This is a genomic window from Bdellovibrio sp. ZAP7, from assembly GCF_006874645.1.
Lineage (GTDB): Bacteria > Bdellovibrionota > Bdellovibrionia > Bdellovibrionales > Bdellovibrionaceae > Bdellovibrio.
Genome location: NZ_CP030082.1, coordinates 3,631,009 through 3,651,793, shown reverse-complemented (window position 1 = coordinate 3,651,793; position 20,785 = coordinate 3,631,009). Strand labels below are relative to the sequence as shown.

General features: G+C 45.2%; 19 protein-coding genes. 18 read left to right on the top strand and 1 reads right to left on the bottom strand.

What is annotated here, in order from left to right; genetic code table 11:
* Positions 1-52 precede the first annotated feature (52 nt).
* The 18 genes from DOM22_RS17455 to DOM22_RS17370 all read left to right on the top strand — a co-directional run bounded on the left by DOM22_RS17455 (position 53) and on the right by DOM22_RS17370 (position 19,822).
* On the top strand, positions 53-2,836 hold the full coding sequence (locus DOM22_RS17455) for a tetratricopeptide repeat protein (protein WP_142701597.1): 2,784 nt from the start codon (positions 53-55) through the stop codon (positions 2,834-2,836).
* A 13-nt stretch (positions 2,837-2,849) separates the two neighbouring features.
* On the top strand, positions 2,850-3,692 hold the full coding sequence (locus DOM22_RS17450; RefSeq protein WP_142701596.1) for a sigma 54-interacting transcriptional regulator: 843 nt from the start codon (positions 2,850-2,852) through the stop codon (positions 3,690-3,692).
* The gene (gene flgB, locus DOM22_RS17445; RefSeq protein ID WP_142701595.1) at positions 3,689-4,099 is read left to right on the top strand and encodes a flagellar basal body rod protein FlgB; all 411 of its coding nucleotides are present in this window, start codon (positions 3,689-3,691) and stop codon (positions 4,097-4,099) included. Before DOM22_RS17450 ends, flgB begins: the two co-directional genes overlap by 4 nt.
* A gap of 63 nt (positions 4,100-4,162) precedes the next feature.
* A complete protein-coding gene (gene flgC / locus DOM22_RS17440; RefSeq protein ID WP_088615645.1) occupies positions 4,163-4,606 on the top strand; it encodes a flagellar basal body rod protein FlgC in 444 nt (147 codons plus the stop codon).
* 80 nt (positions 4,607-4,686) lie between these two features.
* Positions 4,687-5,025 (top strand): flagellar hook-basal body complex protein FliE, encoded by a 339-nt coding sequence (gene fliE / locus DOM22_RS17435; RefSeq protein WP_142701594.1) that lies wholly within the window; start codon positions 4,687-4,689, stop codon positions 5,023-5,025.
* Between the two features lie 84 nt (positions 5,026-5,109).
* Positions 5,110-6,762, top strand: coding sequence for a flagellar basal-body MS-ring/collar protein FliF (gene fliF / locus DOM22_RS17430; protein WP_142701593.1), 1,653 nt, complete (start codon positions 5,110-5,112; stop codon positions 6,760-6,762).
* Positions 6,762-7,796, top strand: a complete 1,035-nt coding sequence (fliG, locus tag DOM22_RS17425; RefSeq protein ID WP_142701592.1) for a flagellar motor switch protein FliG — start codon at positions 6,762-6,764, stop codon at positions 7,794-7,796. Before fliF ends, fliG begins: the two co-directional genes overlap by 1 nt.
* A complete protein-coding gene (locus tag DOM22_RS17420) occupies positions 7,783-8,583 on the top strand; it encodes a FliH/SctL family protein (RefSeq protein WP_142701591.1) in 801 nt (266 codons plus the stop codon). Before fliG ends, DOM22_RS17420 begins: the two co-directional genes overlap by 14 nt.
* On the top strand, positions 8,583-9,914 hold the full coding sequence (locus DOM22_RS17415) for a FliI/YscN family ATPase (protein ID WP_246845730.1): 1,332 nt from the start codon (positions 8,583-8,585) through the stop codon (positions 9,912-9,914). The genes DOM22_RS17420 and DOM22_RS17415 overlap by 1 nt, the downstream gene beginning before the upstream one ends.
* Positions 9,915-9,928: 14 nt before the next feature.
* Positions 9,929-10,372: a flagellar export protein FliJ gene (fliJ, locus tag DOM22_RS17410; RefSeq protein WP_142701590.1), complete on the top strand. Its 444-nt coding sequence runs from the start codon at positions 9,929-9,931 to the stop codon at positions 10,370-10,372.
* Between the two features lie 70 nt (positions 10,373-10,442).
* A complete protein-coding gene (locus tag DOM22_RS17405) occupies positions 10,443-11,276 on the top strand; it encodes a MotE family protein (protein WP_142701589.1) in 834 nt (277 codons plus the stop codon).
* Between the two features lie 39 nt (positions 11,277-11,315).
* Positions 11,316-13,166 (top strand): flagellar hook-length control protein FliK, encoded by a 1,851-nt coding sequence (locus DOM22_RS17400; protein WP_246845729.1) that lies wholly within the window; start codon positions 11,316-11,318, stop codon positions 13,164-13,166.
* Positions 13,167-13,193: 27 nt separating this feature from the next.
* Positions 13,194-14,204, top strand: a complete 1,011-nt coding sequence (locus DOM22_RS17395) for a flagellar hook assembly protein FlgD (RefSeq protein ID WP_142701588.1) — start codon at positions 13,194-13,196, stop codon at positions 14,202-14,204.
* Position 14,205: 1 nt separating this feature from the next.
* Positions 14,206-14,643 carry a TIGR02530 family flagellar biosynthesis protein gene (locus tag DOM22_RS17390; protein ID WP_142701587.1) on the top strand — a complete coding sequence of 146 codons (438 nt, stop codon included), beginning with the start codon at positions 14,206-14,208 and terminating at the stop codon, positions 14,641-14,643.
* Between the two features lie 170 nt (positions 14,644-14,813).
* Positions 14,814-16,097: a flagellar hook protein FlgE gene (locus DOM22_RS17385; RefSeq protein ID WP_142701586.1), complete on the top strand. Its 1,284-nt coding sequence runs from the start codon at positions 14,814-14,816 to the stop codon at positions 16,095-16,097.
* A 259-nt stretch (positions 16,098-16,356) separates the two neighbouring features.
* A complete protein-coding gene (locus DOM22_RS17380; protein ID WP_142701585.1) occupies positions 16,357-17,031 on the top strand; it encodes a response regulator transcription factor in 675 nt (224 codons plus the stop codon).
* Complete coding sequence (locus DOM22_RS17375) at positions 17,012-18,424, top strand: ATP-binding protein (RefSeq protein WP_142701584.1); 1,413 nt, start codon at positions 17,012-17,014, stop codon at positions 18,422-18,424. Before DOM22_RS17380 ends, DOM22_RS17375 begins: the two co-directional genes overlap by 20 nt.
* A gap of 27 nt (positions 18,425-18,451) precedes the next feature.
* Positions 18,452-19,822, top strand: coding sequence for a hypothetical protein (locus DOM22_RS17370; RefSeq protein ID WP_142701583.1), 1,371 nt, complete (start codon positions 18,452-18,454; stop codon positions 19,820-19,822).
* A gap of 3 nt (positions 19,823-19,825) precedes the next feature.
* Here DOM22_RS17370 and DOM22_RS17365 read toward each other — a convergent pair whose 3' ends face one another.
* The gene (locus tag DOM22_RS17365) at positions 19,826-20,635 is read right to left on the bottom strand and encodes a TIGR02147 family protein (protein WP_168196688.1); all 810 of its coding nucleotides are present in this window, start codon (positions 20,633-20,635) and stop codon (positions 19,826-19,828) included.
* Between the last annotated feature and the right edge of the window lie 150 nt (positions 20,636-20,785).

The following is a 20,785-nucleotide window of genomic DNA, read 5'->3' as shown; positions in this document are numbered from 1 at the left end:
GGCTGGCATCGTATGTGCAAATGCATAACGCAGGGGAAAAGGGGTTCGAGGAGTGAACACTTTGCGCAACGTAATTTTGGCAGGATGCCTTTGCTTTGGTCTAGTGGCCAATTCAGCAAATAACAAAGTAAATGGCTTCATTAACTTCCAGGGCGATACCGTGCATTTGGAGTTATTGGGCCAACAAAATTGGGACTACGATGTGAAGCGTTTGGATGAAAAAGGCCAGACCATCGTCCGTATGACTGTTCCAGCTCTTGATGAATCAACGATCAAGTCACTCAACACATTTAAAAGTGACATGGTTACTAAAGTAACTGTGGATGCTCAGGGCACTGATGGCAAATCTGTGATCTCTTTCACGCTGGCTGGTGAAAGTATTGACACTTTTGATTATCTGACAGACCAACCTTCTCGCTTGATTATGGATTTCTATTTGAATCCTAATATGGTTAAAGCAGCCAAAAAACTTCCAGCTAAAAAAGATGAAACAGTAACGACCGAAGCAGCAGCTAAGCCTTCAAAAACAGTTGTGAAAGTTAAAACTACAAACCGCAAGCCAGCAACTTCAGATGCTTTGGCAATCAAGGATGCGGGAACTGTGGTGGCGCAAGCGGATCAGGTTCAATCCGGTATCTTCGATGGTGGCGATCCCAACTATGAACGTTTTTCGATCAAACCTTATGATATTAAGGAAGATTCGATCATTCGTGCCAAAGATAACTATTATATCTCTTTTCCTATGTTGGAAACTCCCGTTGCCCAATGGGAAAAATTGAAAATAACTCCAACTATTTACGAGATTACTCCCAAAGGAACTGAAGAAAACAAACAGGCGCGTCTGCTTTTGACTCTGTTTGAAAAAGAACGTTACGCCGTCTATTTGAAAACTCGTGAGTGGTTCCGCGAAAAATATCCAAAGTCTGAATACAATGAAATCATCGATTTCATGACGGGCGACGTGAATCTTGCTTTGTACAAACAAAGCGGAAAAATGGAGTACTTTGACGAAGCCGTTCAGAAATATAAAGAAGCGATTGAAAAATACCCAACATCTCCTTTGGCGGAAAGAACGTCATTGAAGGTTGGCTATTTGACTTTGGATCGTGGCGATAACTTGGCGGCACTTCGTCTGTTCAAAGAACACATCGAAAATAAAAACTTCGGTGGAAAAGAATCATTGTCCAAAGACCTGGCCCGCATGGGTATGGGCTTGGCTTTCATGCGTTTGAATAAATGGGATGATGCAGTTGCACAGTTTAATGAGATTGAAAAGAATTCCACAAACCGCGACTTGAAAGTGGAAGCTGCTTACCGCCGTGGTGACGTTTGGGTTCGTGCTAAAAATTATGCGAAAGCTGTCGACGAATACAAAAACTCCCTGAAGAAATATCCAGAGGGTCAGAATATTTATCCAAATGCTTTTTATAACCAAGCGGAATCCATGTTTGGTTTGAAAATGTATCCACAAAGTTTGGATATGTATCGTGAGTTCGTTAAAAAATTTCCGTCCAGTGATCATGCTCCGTATGCGATGACTCGCTTGGGTGAGTTGTTGGATATTTTGGGGGCTGATAAATCCCGAGTGATGGGTGCTTATCTTGAAACCTATTTCCGTTACGGCGAAACACCAAGTGCGGTGATTGCGCGTCTGCGTCTTTTAAGTGCTCGTATGAAGGGCATGAAACCTAAAGAAACAGCGAATGCAGTTAAAGAGATCATGGAACTCGCGAAAAAAGTGGACCTGCCAAACATGGAGCAATTTGCGACCGTGATGGTGGCGGATGGTTACTCTCAACGGGGAGAGTTTGATAAGTCCGTAAATCTTTTGTCGAAGTACTATAAAGAGCATCCAGGTTCGGTCGATGCGCCTTTGTTGACGGGTCGAATTATCGGCAACATCAACAGCAAATTGGACGATCAGGTAGAAAAAGGCGACTTTATTGGGGCCCTGAAAACTCACAGTCAATACGCTGACAACTGGTTGAAAAACTCGAACCGTCTGGATACGAAATTTAATGTGGGCCGTGCTTTTGAAATGGCGGGAACTCCGGCGGAGTCTGAACGCTATTACAAAGAAGTCTTGAATCGCGTGTACGCTTTGCAGGGAACTCCGGAAGCCAAAGAGATCAGCGTCAAAGAAGAAGTTCCTTCTATCGAGGAATTGAATTTGCGTCTGGCAGCGGTTTCTTCGAACGAACAAAAATACAACCAAGCGTACGAATATCTTAAGAATATCAAAAATCCAGAGAAGCTTTCTGAAGATGATCAGATCGAGCGAGTGGGAGTTGCCGTCCGTTTGCTTGAACGTCGTGGTGACACGGACTCTGCCGTTCGTTATTTGGGAGAATTGCTAAGAACCTGGAAAGGTCAGCCGGAATTGGTGGCGGAACCCTACTTGAAACTCGCTGAGTTGCAATTGAAACAAGGGAAAAAAGACGAAGCACTTCAGGCCTTGGGTATGATCGATAAATTGAAAACAGATTCTCAAAAAGTTCCAGCCGTGGTTCATGCCAAGGCTTTGGAAATGATGGGCAATGTTTATATGGATGCCGGTCAAAAAGACAAAGCGATTGGTGCATATAAAAATCTTTTGGAACAGTACGAGGATACCAGACCTCTTTCTTCCATCAGATACAAATTAGGACAGATTTATTTTAATCGCGGCGAAGTTCAAAAAGCTGCAGAGGTCTGGAACGAATTCAAGGGTCAAAAAAGTGGATTCTGGAAAAATCTCGCACAAGAGCAATTGAAGAACTCCGAATGGCGAGACGGTTATAAAAAGTATATTCAAAGAATTCCCGCAATGGCAGCGGATAAGCAGGAAAGCAAGTAGGAGTAAAGACAGGATGTCGTATTTTGATTTTGATGCTTTGAACATCGAAGACAGAAAAATGAACGAAGCAAAGCAGTTGGGATTGCAGTTGGCGGCAACACAAGCAAGTCTTTTAGTGCTTGGTGAAGCCGGTGTAGGTAAAACCAGTCTGGCTCGTTACATATACTCTAAAAGCCGTTCAGGGAAACTTCAGGTTTTGGAATGCAAAAATGCCGGTGGCTTTAACTTTGATAAAGTTGATGGTGGCACTTTGCTTATTGAAGATCTGGATTGTGCGTCATCTCACGTTCAAGCGGAATTGATGAAACTTGCAGAAAGAACGGATGGCACAAAGCCACGTTTTATTTCCACATCTCGTCGTGATTTGCGTGCGATGGTGAAGCAAGAACAATTCAGACAGGATTTGTTCTATAAAATTGCTGTGATTCATTTGGAAGTTCCACGTCTTGAAGATCGCACCAACGATTTCAATACGATTGCGAGTTTTATCCTGGAAGTTACCCAGATTATGCATGGCCGTTCAGGCATGCATTTTTCAACTGATGCCTATGCCCGTCTGACCAGCTGGAATTGGCCAGGAAATATCCGCGAACTTGAAAATGTTATAGAACGCGCTGTGGTCCTGGCTAAGACCCAAACCATCGAAGTCGGTTCTATTCAATTTGAGTCCGTCCAGGATGACACGGCAGCAGATTTTGCTCCGGGAATGTCCCTTTCTGCGGTTGAAAAGCGTCTGATTCTTCAGACCCTGGAACTGACGGCCCAGAACCGCACACGTGCGGCGCAAATGCTTGGAATCAGTATCAGAACATTAAGAAACAAACTTAACGAGTACAGGGAAGAAGGTGTCGCATGAGTGATATTTTCGATAAAACAACCAACGCGCTGGCGACGTCGATGCGTATGCGCCAGCTCCGTAATAATGTTACCTCCTCCAACATCGCCAATGCGGAGACCCCAGGGTATCACGCAAAAAAGATGGACTTCGAAGAGGCATTGTCTCGTTCCTTGAACATGGATGGCATGAATGCCCTTAGCACCAGCAGTGGCGAGCATTTCGCGATCGGTGGTGTTTCTGTGGCGAAAACTCGACCAGACATTTATGAAAATCCAGAGGGTGCTGTGAACAATGACGGCAACACTGTGGATCTGGAAAAAGAAATGTCGGCGTTGTCAGAGAATGCCATCATGTACAAAACCGCTCTTCAGCTGATCAATAAAAAAATGGCGGCTCTGAAGTACGCGGCTTCCGAAGGCAGGTAGGTCTGCACTCCGACTCCGTCGGAGTAATTAATTAATCCAGAACTGGATGTTCAGGAGTAAGTCATGGCTGATTTTTTAACGGGTATGAGAATTAGTAGCAGTGGTATGGCGGCGCAAAGAATGCGCATGAATACTATTGCCAGCAACATCGCTAACATCAATACAACCCAGACCCCCGAGGGTGGTCCGTATCGCCGTAAGGACGTGGTTTTCGAGTCGATGCCCGATGCTAAGAACTTCGGCGAAATCGTGACAGGCACAGACCCTATGGGGAATATGCAACGGGTCCAGGTGACTGACGTTGTCTCGGATCGAAAAGCTCCTTTGATGAAATATGAGCCGGATCATCCTGATGCAAATCCAGAGGGTTACGTCGCTTATCCGAATATCAATCTCATGGAAGAAATGACCAATATGATACAATCGTCGCGTTCCTACGAGGCCAACGTATCGGCGATGCAGGCGTCAAAAGATATGGCCATGAGTGCTCTCGAGATAGGAAGATAGTTCCTAGACTAGGTTGAAAAAGCAGGAAATTTAAGAACGTTTAGAATACACTTTTAGAGAGTATAAGGAGAAGTGAAGCCATGGAGGGTTTTACAGTATCAAATGCAAACAGATTTCTGGAATCTGGAAATCTGCGTGACTCAAAGTCACTGTCTATCTCGGGCGAGACGACACCACTTAGTAATACATCAGAATCCGGTAAGAGCTTTGCTGACACTCTGAAAGAAGCCGTTTCTTCTGTGAACGAGTTGCAAAAGTCTTCGGATAAATTTGCACAAAACGTTGCAACAGGAAAAACGGACGACGTCGCTGGTGCCATGATTGCTGCAGAAAAAGCTGACATCGCATTGCGTGTGATGGTTCAGGTGCGCAACAAGATCATCGATGCGTATCAAGAAGTCATGAAGATGCAGGTTTAGTTTTTTAGATTATAATCACTGGTACAGGTTTAGTTAGATCGTGTGCTTTGGCGGAGCCAAAGTGAAAAGCCCCGGAGGGATTCTTTGAACAAAATTTTTGGTGGATTGGTTGTCCAGTTTCGCGAGTTCTTTAAAAATCTGGGTCCAACCAAAAGACTTTCAGTTGTTGCCGTAACTCTTATTGCGGTGGTGGCTTTATTGACGATGATGTTCATGGCGTCTGGTAAAGACTATGTTCCTCTATTCACGAACATTCCCACTGAACAAGTTTCGTCGATCGTAGCTAAACTGAACGAAAAAAATATCCCATTCCAATTGCGTGACGGTGGTAAAACTGTTGCGATCCCTAAAGAGCTTTTGCACTCAACGCAAATGACGTTGATGGCGGAAATCGGTTCTCCGAAAATGGGGAATATCGGGCTTGAACTTTTCGATAAGCAAGATTTCGGTGTGAACTCTTACGCTCAGAAAATTAACTATCAGCGTGCCCTTCAGGGTGAGTTGATGAGAGCTATCAACACTTTGACAGCGGTTAAGCAGTCTAAAGTGATCCTGGCTCTGCCAAATAAGAAAACTTTCCTGGAAGAAGGTGGCTCGCCATCGGCTTCCGTTGTCGTTGAACTTCACTCAGGCAAAGAACTTACGCCTGATCAAGTTCGAGGTATCCGTTATCTGGTTGCGAACGCAGTTGAAGGTATGGACGCAGATAAAGTCGCGGTTCTGGATGAGCGCGGTAAAGTTTTGACTCGTACTTCAGACGGTTCCACAGGTGGTTCCAATGAACTCTTGGACCTGAAAGCGAAAGTTGAAAGAGATTTCGAAGATCGCATTGAAGACATTCTTTCTAAAGTTGTGGGTCACGCCAAAGTCGTGGCTAAAGTTGATGCCACTTTGAATCACCGTGTGATTTCTTCTGTGGAAGAACTTGTTGATCCGGATAAAACAGCGATTCGTTCCCAACAATCTGAAGAGGAATCTTTAGATGGGGCGCGTACGAATCCTTCTGGTGTTCCAGGTTCCCGTTCCAATATCCCAGGTGCCGAAGACAACAACGGCCAGGTGGGTTTCAAACAAGACGTTAAAAAAGAACTTAAAACGATTAACTACGAAGTTCCAAAAACAGTGCGCAATATCCGTGAAACAGCGGGTAACCTTGAGCGCCTGAGCATTGCGGTTGTGGTTGACGGTGTCGCCGTTACGACAAAGAACCCTGACGGGACATCTGAAACTAAATGGCAGCCCCGTTCTGTTGAAGAAGTGAAAAAGTACGAAGACCTGATCAAGGGTGCAGTTGGTTTCAATGCGGCTCGTGGGGACTCGGTTAAAGTTGAAACGATCCAGTTCCAACCAGAAGACTTCTCTGAGGCGGAAAAAATCCTGACGACGCTTGAGCGTAAGAAGTTGATCCACGCATTGTTCAAATGGGCTCTTCTTGGTTTCTCTTTGGCTCTGTTCTTCTTCATCGTGGTTCGTCCATTCATGCAATGGATCACAGACAGCTTCCAAGACTCTGTTGAGGAAATGCTGCCACGTACGATCGAGGAACTCGAAGAATTGCAATCCGTGGATAACACGCTTCCAGGTATGTCGACCGCTCTTCCTGTTTTGCAGGAATCTATTGACCCTGAGAAAGCTGAATCTGAATTGTTGAAAGACCGTATTATGGCGACCATGGGTCGTGATGAAGAAAAAGCCGCTAATGCCTTTGGTATGTGGCTGGTAAGGAAGGATTCTTAATGAAACTGCAAAGAGCCGATCATATTGAGTACGAACAGCTCAAAGGTTTCGACAAGGCAGCAATTCTTATCAATTACCTTGGTAAGGACGCCGTTAAGGTTCTTTTGCGTCGCATGGACGATGCAGATATCCGCAAGCTTATTAATCAAATGAGTAAATTGCGTGTGGTTCCTGTACATGTGACAAAGCGTGTTCTTGAAGAGTTCTATGAAATGATTTCTGAAACTGAGGATTACATCTTCTCTGAAACGATCTCTGCGAAGGAAACTATCGTGGACGCTTTGGGTGAAGAACGTGCCAGAGGTATCCTGGGTGGTTTGAATATCACGACAGGTGGCTCTCGTTCACTGGAATCTTTGGAGATGGTCGATGCGAAGTCTTTGGCGACATTCCTAGTGAATGAACATCCACAGACTGTTGCAGTTATCTTGGCTCACTTGGAGCCAGAGAAAAAAGGTGAGGTTCTAAAACGTCTTCCAGAAGCTCTTCAAGCCGAAGTGGTTCTGCGTATGGCGAATCTAGAGCACGTCGATCCAGAGTTGATCGGCGAGATCGACCGCGTATTGAAACATCAATTATCTAACACAGCGACAGTCGAACAAGCGGCTTTGGGTGGTGTTCAGCCGGTGGCAGAAATGCTCAACGTTATGGACAAAAACACAGAGACGGCGATCATGTCCCGTTTGGAAGAAAAAGATCCTCTTCTTGCCGAAGAGATCCGCAAACTTATGTTTGTCTTCGACGACATCATCAAAATCGACGACCGTGGTATTCAGGCACTTCTCAAAGAAGTACCGAACGACAAACTTCTTTTGGCACTCAAAACTTCAAGCGAAGATATCCGTGTCAAAATCTTCAAAAATATTTCTGCCCGTGCGGCCGAGATGTTGCGCGAAGACTTATCGAACATGGGACCTTCTCGTTTGTCAGACGTCGAGGGCGCACAACAAGAGATCGTCAATGCTGCTCGCCGCCTAGAGGCGGAAGGCAAGATTATGATCGCAAGAGGTGGTTCAGAAGATGCAATGGTCTAGTAAACAGGGCGTGGGCGCCCATACAAAAGCAGTTCTTAAAAAGGACGTCGCTGAAAAGACTGTTCTGGAGTTTGTCCCAGCTAAATTTGAGCTGGGAACTCCCGCTCAAGCCCATGAGTATTTGCTTCAAAAACAACGCGGTTCTGATTTCCGCATGAATGATGCCATCCGTATTCAAACGGGTGTGGATCAAGTGGAACGCATTGACGAAGAAGAAAAAATTGAAGCAGCGGCCCTGGAAAAACTAAAAGAGATTCAGGAGCAGGCTTATCAGGAAGCTTACAATCTGGGCCTGGAAGAAGGTCGTAAAGAAGCCTTCGAAAAAGTTTCTGCTGAAATCCAAGCTCGAATGCAGGGTTTGGATGAGCTTTTGCTGGGTGTGAAAGAATTGAAAAAGGATCTTGCGGCTTTCAATGAAAACCATCTGGTGACTTTGGCTTATAAAATGGCGGGTCGCCTGGCGAAGGCTGAGTTGCAGACGAATAACGACGCTATGATTCAGATATTGCGTGATGCTGTCAGCCTGGCGCAAGACGAAGAGCAAATTACGGTGCATGTTTCTCAAGAACAATTCGAATTCTTGGAAGAGTTAAAAAAAGAAACCGGCCGTGATCTCGAATTCACGAAAAAGATCCGCTTTGAACCGAGCACAGAAATTATGGCTGGCGGTTGCATCGTGGAAACAAATTATGGCGAAGTGGATGCTCGTGTCGAGCAACGCCTGGAACAGCTGTGGTCTGTTCTTTCCGAAAACATGCCTAAAGTAAAAGACAAGGTTGCTAGTTAATGAACGATGAAATGTCTCTTGATCTGGATAAGTATTCTGACCTGGTCAACTCGATCCACTTGACTCGCGATAGCGGTAAAGTGACTGAGGTGAACGGAATGCTGATCAAGGGATATCTCCCTGGCGCCAGCGTTGGCAGTATCGTGCAAATCAATCCGACAGGTTTGGAGCGCTCTTTCCTTGCTGAAGTGGTGGGCTTTAAAGACAAACACGTTCTGATGATGGCTCTTAATGATATGAGAGGCGTCGCTTTAGGTTCCAAGATTATTCTTTCCCGTCAAATTGCCACTGTTCGCGCCGGCGATGAGCTTTTGGGCCGCGTGGTGGATGGATTGGGTCGTCCTTTGGATAACAAAGGCGAGATCGAAAACTTCCGTGAAGTTCCTTTGTACAGTGAAATTCGTAACCCTTTGGATAGACAACCGATTCGTGAGCCCCTGGATGTGGGTATCCGTGCAATCAATGGCGCATTAACCGCAGGCCAAGGCCAGCGTGTCGCTATTATGGCCGGTTCGGGTGTGGGTAAGTCCGTTCTGTTAGGGATGATGGCTCGTAACACCAGTGCCGACGTGAACGTAATCGCCATGATCGGTGAGCGGGGTCGTGAGGTGCGTGAGTTTATCGAGCACGATTTGGGACCTGAAGGCATGGCTCGCTCTGTAGTCGTTTGTGTTACGAGTGATCAATCTCCTCTTTTGCGTATGCGTGGCGCCTATGTGGCAACAGCAATGGCAGAATACTTCAGTGCTCAAGGTAAGAATGTTCTATTGATGATGGATTCAGTGACACGTTTTGCCATGGCTCAACGTGAAATCGGTTTGTCGACCGGCGAGCCACCTTCTCAAAAAGGTTATACGCCTTCCGTGTTTGCGACTCTTCCAAAACTTTTGGAGCGCGCCGGAAACTTTGAAGGCGAAGGCAGTATCACTGGTTTCTATACCACTCTCGTAGAGGGTGATGACATGAATGACCCGATCGGGGACTCTGTTCGTTCAATCGTGGACGGACATATCGTGCTTTCCCGTGCCTTGGCAGCACGTGGTCACTATCCTGCGATCGATGTGATGCAAAGTGCATCGCGTGTTATGAAAGCCGTGGCCTCATCAGAACACGTGAGACTGGCGCAAAAACTGAAAGAAGTATTGGCCGTTTATAAAGACGCAGAAGACTTGATCAATATCGGTGCATACAAGCCAGGTTCCAATCCGAAGATTGATAAGGCTGTGAAAGTAATCGATCAAGTAAACGACTTCTTAAAGCAAAGAGTCGAGGACCCCACGAACTTCAATAACACAGTTCGTATGCTCCAACAGATCCTGATGAACGCATAACCTAGGGGAGAGTCATGAGATTTAAATTCCCCATGCAAAAGGTTCTTGAGCATCGCAAGGTTGTGGAAAACCTTGCCCAGAAAGACTTTCAAGACGCTGTCGCGGTTCTGAATGAATTCCAAGAAAAATTAGATAAAATGAATCAAGAGATTCTGGAAGCCCAAGCCCGTACGGGCAGCCTGCTTCAGGCCGGGGGCGCCCAAGGTCCAGCCCTGTCGCAAATTCATGAGTTTCTTAAAGGTCAAAAGATTCGCATTCTCCAGCAAGAGCAAAAAATTCAAGAGATCGAGAAAATAGTCGAGTACAAGAGAGAAATTTTGCGACAAGCGGCTCTAGAATATAAAATTATGGAGAAGGTCCGGGAAAACAAGTTCGAGGAATATAAAGCCGAACGTAAGATCCAAGATCAAAAAGAGAACGATGAGCAGGCTATTCTGCGGTTCAAAAAGAACAGTTGAGCAGGCCATCTACCGCTTTAAGAAAACAGCTGAATAGGATATTCAGCGCTCTTCAAGGATGAAGGAATAGATGAAAACAGGATACGATCAGTTCTTTAAGAATGCTCGCAAAGTCGCTGATGAAAACGGTGGAGCACCTGTGAAGTTCACCAAGAATCCATCAGCAACGCGTTTGCATCTTGATCTGTCCTCTGAAGACGTTGAACAGCAGTTGCGTCGTCGCATGAAAATGACTGCTCCCAAAAAATCCAAAAAGAAAAAATCTGGCGTCCATTGGAAAATGGCCGGTTTTTCATTCTTGGGATTGGTATTGGCAGTGGTGGGATTCCAGAATCACGAAGAGATCGATAACATTCTTAAACGTGTGGAAATCACAATGACGGGTGAAGCTGTGGCTGAAACAGCTCCAGCAAAACCGGCAGCAGCAAAAGCCACTGAGAAAAAAGAAGAAGCAGCCGCTGCAGAAACTGAAACCAAAGCTGCGGCTTTGTCTTCTGATGAAATCGATCATCTGACAAAATTGAATGACAGAAAAAAAGAATTGGATGCGCGCGAAGAAGAACTCAATCGTCAAGAGGTGGAGTTGCAAGCGCAGAAGGTAGAACTTGATAAGCGCTTGAAAGAGTTGGAAGACATGCGTGGGAAAATTTCCAACATGCTGGAAACTCGCGTCAAGGCTGACGACCAGAAAGTCGATACCTTGGTACAGATGTACACCAACATGAAAGCCCCACAAGCGGCCAAAGTCTTTGAGACGATGGACGAGGATTTGGTGGTTGAGATACTTGGTCGTATGAAAAAGAAAAATGCTGCTGATATCATGAATTTATTAAAACCGGAGAAAGCTCAGATCATTTCTGAGAAGTACGCCGGTTATAAACGTGCTCCAGCATCTGAAAAATAAAAGTTAGTAACAGCAATTCTCTAAGGAAGGAGGATCGTTTTGTTAAATATAGTCGGCCCCCCAATGGTGGGTGCGACCGAATTGAAGCCTAAAGCTTCTGATAAACTTCAGGAGAAAGACTTCAAGGGTTCCGGTGCAGATTCCGGTTTCAATAAAGCTCTTCAGGACAAAATTAGTCTTAAAAGCCCGAAAGAAGCCAAAGAATCGCAAAGGCAAGAAGCCAGAGCCAAAGACTCTAACGACTCGAAAGAGACAAGAGACGACAAAGCTCCAGCGAAGGAAGCAAAACCAGAACGCAAGGTTCGCACTGACGATGGGAAAGAAAAGCGGGCGGCGAACAGACAGCAGGCAATCAAAGAATTCATGGACTCATTCGAGAGTGAATTTGAAATCCCTCCCACACGACTTGTGGAAGCGATGGCCGAACTGGATGACAGCCAGCTCAAACAATCCCCGGAAGTAACAGCGAATGCTGTGATTGACCAATTGAACTTGGACGATGACCAGGCAGAAAAAGCCGCGGCCATGTATGCAGGTTTGCTGGCGCAATTGCAACAGATGCCACAACAGCAAACGCCTAAAGAAATGACAGAAATGTCTGTGGGCGCTGGTATGTCTCAACAGAGCATGCAGATGCGTGTGGCAGCCGCTCAGGAAAAGCAGTCCCAATTGGGTGCTGCTGCAGATAGCGTTAATAAAAAATTCTGGATGAAGCCGGATGCTGCGATGAAAACGACAGCTATGCCGGATCTAAAGGGTGATCTTGCATCACGCATGATGATGGATGATAGCGCTTTGGCGGAAACTCCATTGGCAGAAATGCCAGGAATGGAAACTCCTGCTCCAGAAGCTATGAATCAGCAAAGCCTGTTGGACAAGTTGCCTCCTCATTTGCAAGGTCAAATGAAAGAGACAATGTCTCCAGCATTGTTGGCAGCCTTGGCAGCGAAACAAGCCGCTGCAGCAGCTCAAAAAGCTGAAGGTACTGTGACAGAAGATTCTTCGTCTGAATTGACGAACGAGTTCACTAAAGCTCTGGAGGCTCCTCGTGGAGAGAAGCCACAGCAAGCAGATATGATGAACAAAGCGGTGGCCGGCAAAGTCACTCCAGAATCTTTCTTCCAACAACAGCAAGGCCAAGAGCAATCCATGATGCAGGATTCAGCAAATGAGTTCATGCAGCAAGGTGGCGCTCATGGCAAAGATGCGGCGAAAGAAAAGCTGACGACAAAAGCTGCAGAATTCAAAGCAGAGATGACGGGACTTGAAGGTTTGCAAACGCAACCGTTGAAAGGTGAAACATTGAAGTTTGACCCGGCAATGGCAGCGATGGCTCCGAAAGCTCCGGCAACAGAGGCGCAAAACGAAGCCAACGTGAAGCAATTGATGAATCAAGCCCAATACCTGATTAAACAAGGTGGCGGTGAAGTGAAAGTTCAAATGACCCCAGAGGGCATGGGAACGATCCACTTGAAAGTTATGCTTCAGGACGGAAAAGTAAATCTTCAAATGCAAGCGGACTCTCAAGAGGCGAAGAAGTCGATCGAGTCTAGTCTAGTTGATTTGAAGAACAGTCTTGCTGCTCACAAATTGTCTGTGGAAAATGTTAAAGTGGATGTTGTGAACACGACTTCCGCAGATACTGCGACACAAAACCAAAATAATAATACGAATGGCCAAGGTGGTCAGCGTGATGCGCGTCAGTTCTGGAATAACTTCAACGAAAGCTTTGGTAACCAAGGCCGCCGTGAATCCTTTACTGAGATGCAACCGCTTCGTGGTTATGCTGGTAAACGTCGTGATCCATTGCAGCCTATTGACAGCGCATCTGTGAAAGCAGCTCCGCGCGCAGTAGAAGGCAAAGGCAGCGGACTTAACCTGGTAGCGTAGGCTTAAATTTTTTAAGGGAGAATTTGAATGACAATGGTTAATGCGAAATTAGGAGTGAATGCTTTCGGTGCGACACAAGACAAACCGACAAGTACTGTTGGCACTCCAACTAACCTCAGCGTTCAAGACAAAGCGAAAGTTGGCGAAGAGGATCTTGGCGCCGTTGCCAATAAACTTGCTGACCCGAATTGGACGGATCCCACTAAAAAAGTTCGTACGACAGGTAATCCCAATTTGGATAAAGATGCTTTCTTCAAATTGATGCTTGCCCAGATGAAAAATCAAGATCCAACGAATCCGATGAAGTCCCATGAAATGGCGGCTCAATTGGCGAACTTCTCGTCACTCGAGCAAATGCAGAACATGAACAAAACACTTGAGGAGTTGAAGAATGCCCAAAAGCCTTCTGAAAATTTCCAGGCGTTGAACTTGATCGGTAAAGCAGTGGCGGGTGATTCATCTAAAATCGTGCGCGGCTTGAATGATAAAGAACACGATTTCAAATTTAATCTTCCGATGGCAGCAGAGGAAGTCACAGTGAAAGTTCGCGATGCGGATGGCGCTGTGGTAAGAACATACAACTTGAAAGGTCTGAAACAAGGAGACAACAAACTCACTTGGAATGGTGAAGACGAAAAGGGTATGAAAGCAGCTGTGGGTGAATATCAATTCATCGCAGAAGCAAAAACTGCTGACGGAAAAAAATTGGGAATCAAAACTGACTTTGATGGTTTGATCACTGGTGTAAGTTACTCTGCTGAAGGCCCGGTTCTTAACGTAGGAAATCAGGCAATCCGCTTCAGAGACGTGAAGAAGATCACAGACCCACGTCTTATGAGAAACGACCAGAATGTAAATGATGTCACCAACCTAGACTTGAAAAAAGATGATGCCACAGGACAAACTAAGAAAGAGGCGAATGTAGTTCAACAAAGTTCTACTACTGAGCCAGCTCCTATGGGTAAATCTAAGATCATGGATACGGTGGGTTTATCTCGCGACATGATGGATAAGATCGCGAAGGAGATGGCGAAGTAAAATGGTAGACTTAAAGAAGATACAGACATTCGAACAACTCGTCCCCAAGACGCAACCGAAGGTTCAACCTGAAGTTGGCGCTGGAACGGGTCCTTCCTTCAAGGACACCCTTGATAAGCTCGGCGGGCCGATTGCGACCCCGGTAGCGAAACAAGTGAATCCTCAGGGCTTTACCAAGCCTGTTGAAGGAGTGAAGTTTTCGAATCATGCGATTGAGCGAATGAGTACTCGCGGGATTAATTACAGCCCCGACGATATCACTAAGCTGAATGATGCAGTTTCGAGAGCAGCGGCGAAAGGTTCCAAGGATTCATTGATTTTGATGAATGACTCGGCACTGATTGTCAGCGTGAAGAATAATACTGTGGTAACAGTGATGGACAAGACCGCATTGAAAGAAAATGTGTTCACGAACATCGATTCCACAGTGGTTATTTAACCGCAAAACGTACCGAAGCTGTCCTGAAGAGACAGATAAAGTACAAAGAACCGAGAACATAGAATGTGTTCAAGGTTGGTTTTAAAAACTAAATATTAGGGCTGGTCCTCGTAGAGGAGGCCCTCCAAACGGTGGTTCTCGAATAGAACTGCCAACGACATGGAGGTCACATGGGTATTCTTTCTTCATTGTACACGGGTGTGTCTGGTATGACTGCACAGGGCGAAGCCCTTGGCGTTATCGGTGACAATATCGCAAATGCGAACACTGTCGGTTTCAAAGCATCTCGCGCTGAATTCCAAGATATCATTTCTAAAAGCTTAAAAGGCGTTCTTGGTGGTAACCAAATCGGTCGTGGTGTGAAGATCGGTGCCGTAAATCCAATCCTTACTCAAGGTAACGTAGACGCTACTGAAAAAGTAACTGACCTTGCTATCTCTGGTGACGGTTACTTCAAAGTTAAAGGTTCTGATGGCGAGTCTTACACTCGTGACGGTTCTTTCCACTTTGACCGCGAAGGTTACCTGGTAACAAACGACAATCAAAAAGTTCAAGGTTTCGGTACTGACGAAAAAGGTAACATCCTGAACAAAATGACTGACATCAAATTCCCTCGCGCTCTAGTTCCAGCGAAAGCAACTAAAGAAGTTAAGTTGGACCTGAACTTGGATTCTCGTATGGAACCAACTAAAAAGTTTGATGTGAAGGACCCATACTCCACTTCTCACTACTCTACAGGTGTTGAGATGTACGATTCTCAAGGTAATAAGCACTTGTTGAGCATGTTCTTCAATAAAGTGGCTGACAGACAATGGGAATACAAAGGCTTGGTTGACGGTAAAGAAGTGACTGGCGGCGAAGAAGGTAAACTTTCTGAAGTGGTAGCTGGTAAACTTGAGTTTACAGTAGACGGTAAACTTGACAGCCAAACAATGACTTCTTCGAGCTTCAACTTCAAAGGTGGTGCTCTTCAAGGTCAAGAAATCAAAATGAACTTCGGTGATGCTATCAAAGACGGTGGTAAAGGTTTGGACGGTACTAAACAGTACGGTAAAAACTCTGACCTTATCTCTTGGCATCAAGACGGTGCGGCTGCTGGTACAATCAACAGCTTGTCCTTCAATGATGATGGTATCTTGACTGCAGTTTACTCTAACGGTCAGGCGCAAGACTTGGCGCAAATCGCTCTAGCTAAGTTCGAAAATCCAGAAGCTCTTTTCAAAGTTGGTAACAACCGTTTGAAAGAATCCAGAGATTCAGGAACAGCTTCAGTGGGTGGCCCGGGCGCAGCTGGTCGCGGTAAATTGTTCGCGAAATCTCTTGAGAGATCTACAGTGGATCTAGCAACTGAGTTCGTAAACATGATCCAAAATCAACGTGGCTTCCAAGCCAATGCAAAGACGATTACGACGACGGATGAGCTTCTGAATGAAGTGATCCAGTTGAAACGTTAATCCCCCTAACTAACAAATAATCCATGTCTAACAGGCCCGTGACCCCGGGCCTGTTTTTATTTTTTCCGGGTCAACCCTAAATGCCCCACAGAAGTTTTAAAAGCTCGCAATCTTGGGCAATATGCCCCAAAAACAGCGATTAAATGTGTGTAATAATGGGCTTTTTAGCAATGTTTATTAAAATTGCTCCTTTTGTTTAGAAACAAACCTGATATACACTGGCGCAAGTTTTAATCATCAGTCCTGAGGGGTTTAGTACATGAGATGCTTAGTAGTTGAAGACGACAACGAGATCGCAACAATAGTAAAGCAAGGTTTAGGAGAGCTTGAAGGTGAAGTCGAAGTTGAATCCAACGGTAGACGTGCCTACGAAAGAGCTTTGACGAATCATTATGATATCATCGTTCTGGATTTGATGCTTCCAGAAATGGATGGTTACACTTTCGCGAAATCTTTGCGCGAAAAAGAAATCAACACACCCATTCTTATTTTGAGCGCTTTGCGCGAGCTTGATGACCGTCTGAAGGGTCTTAGCATGGGTGGTGATGATTATCTTACGAAACCATTCGCAATGGCTGAGCTGCAAATCCGCGTGAAAAACCTTTTGAAGCGCGCTCAAAAAGCTTCTGAAGTGACGCAGCTGGTATTCCAGGATTTGAAATTGAACCGTCTGAACCGTGATGTGGTTCGCGCCGGTCGCAAATTGGATCTTCAAGAGCGCGAGTTCGTTCTTTTGGATCTATTCATGAGCAATCCCAATAAAATCATCGGTAAACAAACGATCCTCAAGGAAGTTTGGAATTATGATTTCGATCCACAAACGAATGTGGTAGACGTATTGGTATGCCGCCTAAGAAACAAATTAGAAAAAGATTTTCCTACACGACTTATTTATACAGTCAGAGGTGTAGGTTATGTTCTTAAAGGGACTTAAACCCACGCTATTCCGAATCAGTACCAAGCTTACGCTCGCGTACTCCATGGTACTGATTCTTAGCTCGACACTGATCTTTAGTTTTCTATACTTTCAGATCACTCACTCGCTCCAAAATCAGGAGCGAGCTATTCTTGAATCAAAAACCGAAGAATTTGCGAATCGTATTGAAGTGAACGGTATGGCCGACTTTAAGCAGTACTTTGAATTGCTGCGCAATTACGATCGTGATGCCTCCTTATTGGTGGAAATTTATAGCGGTCGCAGTGAATTGCTGTTCGCGCATAATCCCACGCCAGCTTTTGATATTAATAAAGACCTATTGCTGAACGAGTTGAATCGTCATGGCGAGACGTCCTTTGAGTTTTCCTTGCCAGAAGTTTCCTCCACAGAGGCAGTTTTGGTTTTGGGGCGTAACTTAAAAGGCGGCGAGCGTTTGATTATCGCAAAAAGCACGGCCGGCATGGGTAAGCAACTCCGTTATCTGCAAAAACTTTTCTGGTGGTCCCTGCTTCCTGTGGCGTTGATTGGATTCTTGGGTGGTTTATTCTTATCCAATTCTACATTGAGTCCGGTGCGTGACTTGATCAACTCGATGAAAAAGATCGAGCGTGGATCCTTATCTACACGTGTGCCGATCGGTGGCAGTGACGACGAACTGGAAGAACTGAAGCTTCTGTTCAACAAGGCTTTGGATAAAATTGAAAATCTGGTGAATGGATTGAAAGAAGCCTTTGACCATTTGGCTCATGATATTCGTACACCGGTGACTCGTTTGCGTGGTCGTGCGGAAATCGCTTTGACCAGCGAAGGTGATTTGGAATCATACCGTGAGGCTTTGCAAAGCTGTTTTGAAAATTCAGATAAAATTCTAAGTTTCCTGCAGGTTCTGACGGATATTACCGAGGCTGAAAACCGCAGTAAGAAGCTTAAGATTGAAAAGAAATTCATCAGTGATCTGGTTCGTGAAATCATGGATCTGTATGAGATGGCGTTCGAGGAAAAGAACATCACTATCACGCAGAAATTGGATTCTCACGATTGGGCGATGGTGGATCCTCGTCTAATCAGTCGGGTTATCGCGAATCTTTTAGATAATGCCCATAAATACACGCCACCAGGTGGTGAGGTGATTATTGAGACCATCAATCAAACTGAAAGCGTGATTTTAAAAGTCACAGATTCGGGGCCGGGGATTGCTCCGGAAGAGCATGGCCTGATCTGGCAAAAGCTTTACCGCAGTGACAAAAGCCGCTCTGAATACGGGATGGGCTTGGGGTTGACGTTCGTAAAGGCAGTCGTGGAAGCCCACGATGGCAAAGTGAATATCAAAAGCCCGGTTAAAGACGGCCGCGGAACCGAGATGGAAATCACTCTACAAAAGATGGCATAAGGCCATCTTTTGTGACAAAGTAAGCCCATGTCTGAGAACAATCAAAATGTAGTGTGCCAACGAGTGAGTAAAGTCGTCCTTTTTTCCTTGGGACTTTTCTTTAGCATTTTGTTTTTTACAAAACTGACGATGCATAACGATCATGTGCAGATGTTGCTCAAAGTTTTCCGGGTGGTCGACGAAGGCCAGTGGTCGCACTTTGGGAATGCCACGACAGGGATGGGATTTTTGCCGGGAAGTTTTCTGACGGCAGTGTCTGCGGTTCCGATGCAGATTTATTTTTCTCCGTATTCCGCACTGGTCGTGATCCTTTTATTCCATGTGATTTCGTACCTTCTTTTTGCCAGTGTTCTAAAAGAAAATTTCAAATCGCTGATTCTGGTCGATTTCCTTTTGCTGTACTGGTTAAGCCCTTGGCGTGTGGAGCAGACCGAACTTTATAATCCAGCGTACCTGTTTTTGTTTTCGGCAGTTCATTTCTATACCGCCTATCATATGAACAAGAAAAACTTCTGGATGACGTTCTTTCACGTGCTGACGATTGGTTTTTGCGTTCAGGTTCACTTTTCCGTTTTGATGTTGGGAATTTTATCGTTGGGTCTTTGGGGATTCAGATACCTCAAAGTGAACTGGTGGGGTTTCGTTGCGGGAAGTGCCGTCGTCGGTTTAAGTTTGCTGCCTTGGTTTATGGCTTACCTGGCTCACAGGGAACTGGCCGTGGCGGTCAGTAAAGAATCCGGTACGTTCATTGGTAAAAACTTTGTTTTGGTGTATCCGGTTTTAAAAGGTATTTCTTATTGGGTCCGTTACGGTGCAGTTTCTTATGGACGACATATCTTTAGCGAAATCAATTTCTTATGGATTCAGGACATGACGGTCCAAAAGGTCGTGAGTGGCGCGTTTCATTCAATGAAATATGTCTTTACGGCGGTTAGTGTGGTTTTCAGTGCCGTGGTTCAATGGCGCATCTTCCGTGATATTTGGAAGCAAGGCCACCCGTTCCGACGTGGCGAAGATCGCACAGTGATTCGTGGCGAGCAGGGGATTTACCTTTATGCCTTTTACTTTTTCTTTGCGATGGTGATTGCGACAGGGCTTTCCCCAGTTGAATTCAACCACTGGCACTTGATTTTGGCATTCCCGATCGTGACGGTGCTGATCACCATCGCCTTCCATAAATTGCGCGATAAAATGCCGGCGAAACGGTTTCAGTGGATTTTTGCGAGCGTGTTCGTCGTGTTCTGCATGTTTGATACTTTTGGAGCCTTGGGCAGCCGGGTTCATTCGTATAAATCAAACTTCCACCGCGAAGTTCTGCAGCTTTATAAAGAGTATCATGAGTTCCCAGAGAACAAGACTTCCACCAACTATTTGGAACAGTGGCACCACGAACATTAAAATCTAAATCTCAAAAAAATCTACATTCATAACGGCCAAGGTTTCTTCAGGAGAAGGAAGAACCTGGGCAATTGATTTCTCAATGGCTTGAGTCAGGATTTCTTTGATCTGCTCTAGATCCGTTCTGGCCAATGCCACGCAACCGGAATAACGCAAATCCTGTTTCGTCCTCAACAAAGATATCGCATCAATTGATTTTAGTCGCCATTGTGTATGGAGACTTTTAAGCAGTGGCGAATTGTTTTCAAGATGCATTGCCGTGTTTGTCACTTTCCAACCGGACGAAGTCTTTGCAATCAAACCCAGACGCAACAAAATTTCCAGGGCTTCTTCTGCTTCTTGGGTTGAGATGGACAGGCGCTGCGAAATTTTTTGAACAGTGCTCATTTCTGGAAGCATCACGCACATATGAACTGCGCTATACTGCCACCGCGAATAATAAAGGATTTGATCCTCAAGATTCATTTTAGATTCGATGTTGATTCGCTGTTTTAAATTATCGAACTCCGCTTTCTGGGCATCGAGCTTGCTTTTCAAATATGATTTCAATGAACTCGTTCCTGCTCGCGAATATTGAATCAGATTTAAAAAGTATTCTTTTTCCTTGGGCTTTAAATTCAAATAATTGCTAAGGGCTTCTGCTTGCTCAAGACTGAACTCCGCGCGGCCTTTTAAAACATGGGAAATATAGGCGGGTTGACATAGAGTTGCCGCCGCCCAACGAGCTTGAATGCCTCGGCCTGTTGCTGGAGACTTCACGATATCGAGTAAAAATTTGCGAAAATCTTTAAACATAAATACAGATGTGTTCATAAGCCAACCCATTGAAATATTTAAATAAAAATACCTCATTCGGGCTCAATGTTGTATAAAAATAAACGAACATGTATATTCTATAGCAACATATTATTTTCAAATGAGCGGCTATCAAATACTTCTACTTTCGAAATCAGAGACGGTCTC

Bases quoted from the DNA above. Each gene is read 5' to 3' on its own strand.
- DOM22_RS17450 (WP_142701596.1), top strand. From the start codon at position 2,850: ATGTCGTATTTTGATTTTGATGCTTTGAACATCGAAGACAGAAAAATG.
- flgB (WP_142701595.1), top strand. From the start codon at position 3,689: ATGAGTGATATTTTCGATAAAACAACCAACGCGCTGGCGACGTCGATG.
- flgC (WP_088615645.1), top strand. From the start codon at position 4,163: ATGGCTGATTTTTTAACGGGTATGAGAATTAGTAGCAGTGGTATGGCG.
- fliE (WP_142701594.1), top strand. From the start codon at position 4,687: ATGGAGGGTTTTACAGTATCAAATGCAAACAGATTTCTGGAATCTGGA.
- fliG (WP_142701592.1), top strand. From the start codon at position 6,762: ATGAAACTGCAAAGAGCCGATCATATTGAGTACGAACAGCTCAAAGGT.
- DOM22_RS17420 (WP_142701591.1), top strand. From the start codon at position 7,783: ATGCAATGGTCTAGTAAACAGGGCGTGGGCGCCCATACAAAAGCAGTT.
- DOM22_RS17415 (WP_246845730.1), top strand. From the start codon at position 8,583: ATGAACGATGAAATGTCTCTTGATCTGGATAAGTATTCTGACCTGGTC.
- fliJ (WP_142701590.1), top strand. From the start codon at position 9,929: ATGAGATTTAAATTCCCCATGCAAAAGGTTCTTGAGCATCGCAAGGTT.
- DOM22_RS17405 (WP_142701589.1), top strand. From the start codon at position 10,443: ATGAAAACAGGATACGATCAGTTCTTTAAGAATGCTCGCAAAGTCGCT.
- DOM22_RS17395 (WP_142701588.1), top strand. From the start codon at position 13,194: ATGACAATGGTTAATGCGAAATTAGGAGTGAATGCTTTCGGTGCGACA.
- DOM22_RS17390 (WP_142701587.1), top strand. From the start codon at position 14,206: ATGGTAGACTTAAAGAAGATACAGACATTCGAACAACTCGTCCCCAAG.
- DOM22_RS17385 (WP_142701586.1), top strand. From the start codon at position 14,814: ATGGGTATTCTTTCTTCATTGTACACGGGTGTGTCTGGTATGACTGCA.
- DOM22_RS17380 (WP_142701585.1), top strand. From the start codon at position 16,357: ATGAGATGCTTAGTAGTTGAAGACGACAACGAGATCGCAACAATAGTA.
- DOM22_RS17375 (WP_142701584.1), top strand. From the start codon at position 17,012: ATGTTCTTAAAGGGACTTAAACCCACGCTATTCCGAATCAGTACCAAG.
- DOM22_RS17370 (WP_142701583.1), top strand. From the start codon at position 18,452: ATGTCTGAGAACAATCAAAATGTAGTGTGCCAACGAGTGAGTAAAGTC.
- DOM22_RS17365 (WP_168196688.1), bottom strand. From the start codon at position 20,635: ATGAACACATCTGTATTTATGTTTAAAGATTTTCGCAAATTTTTACTC.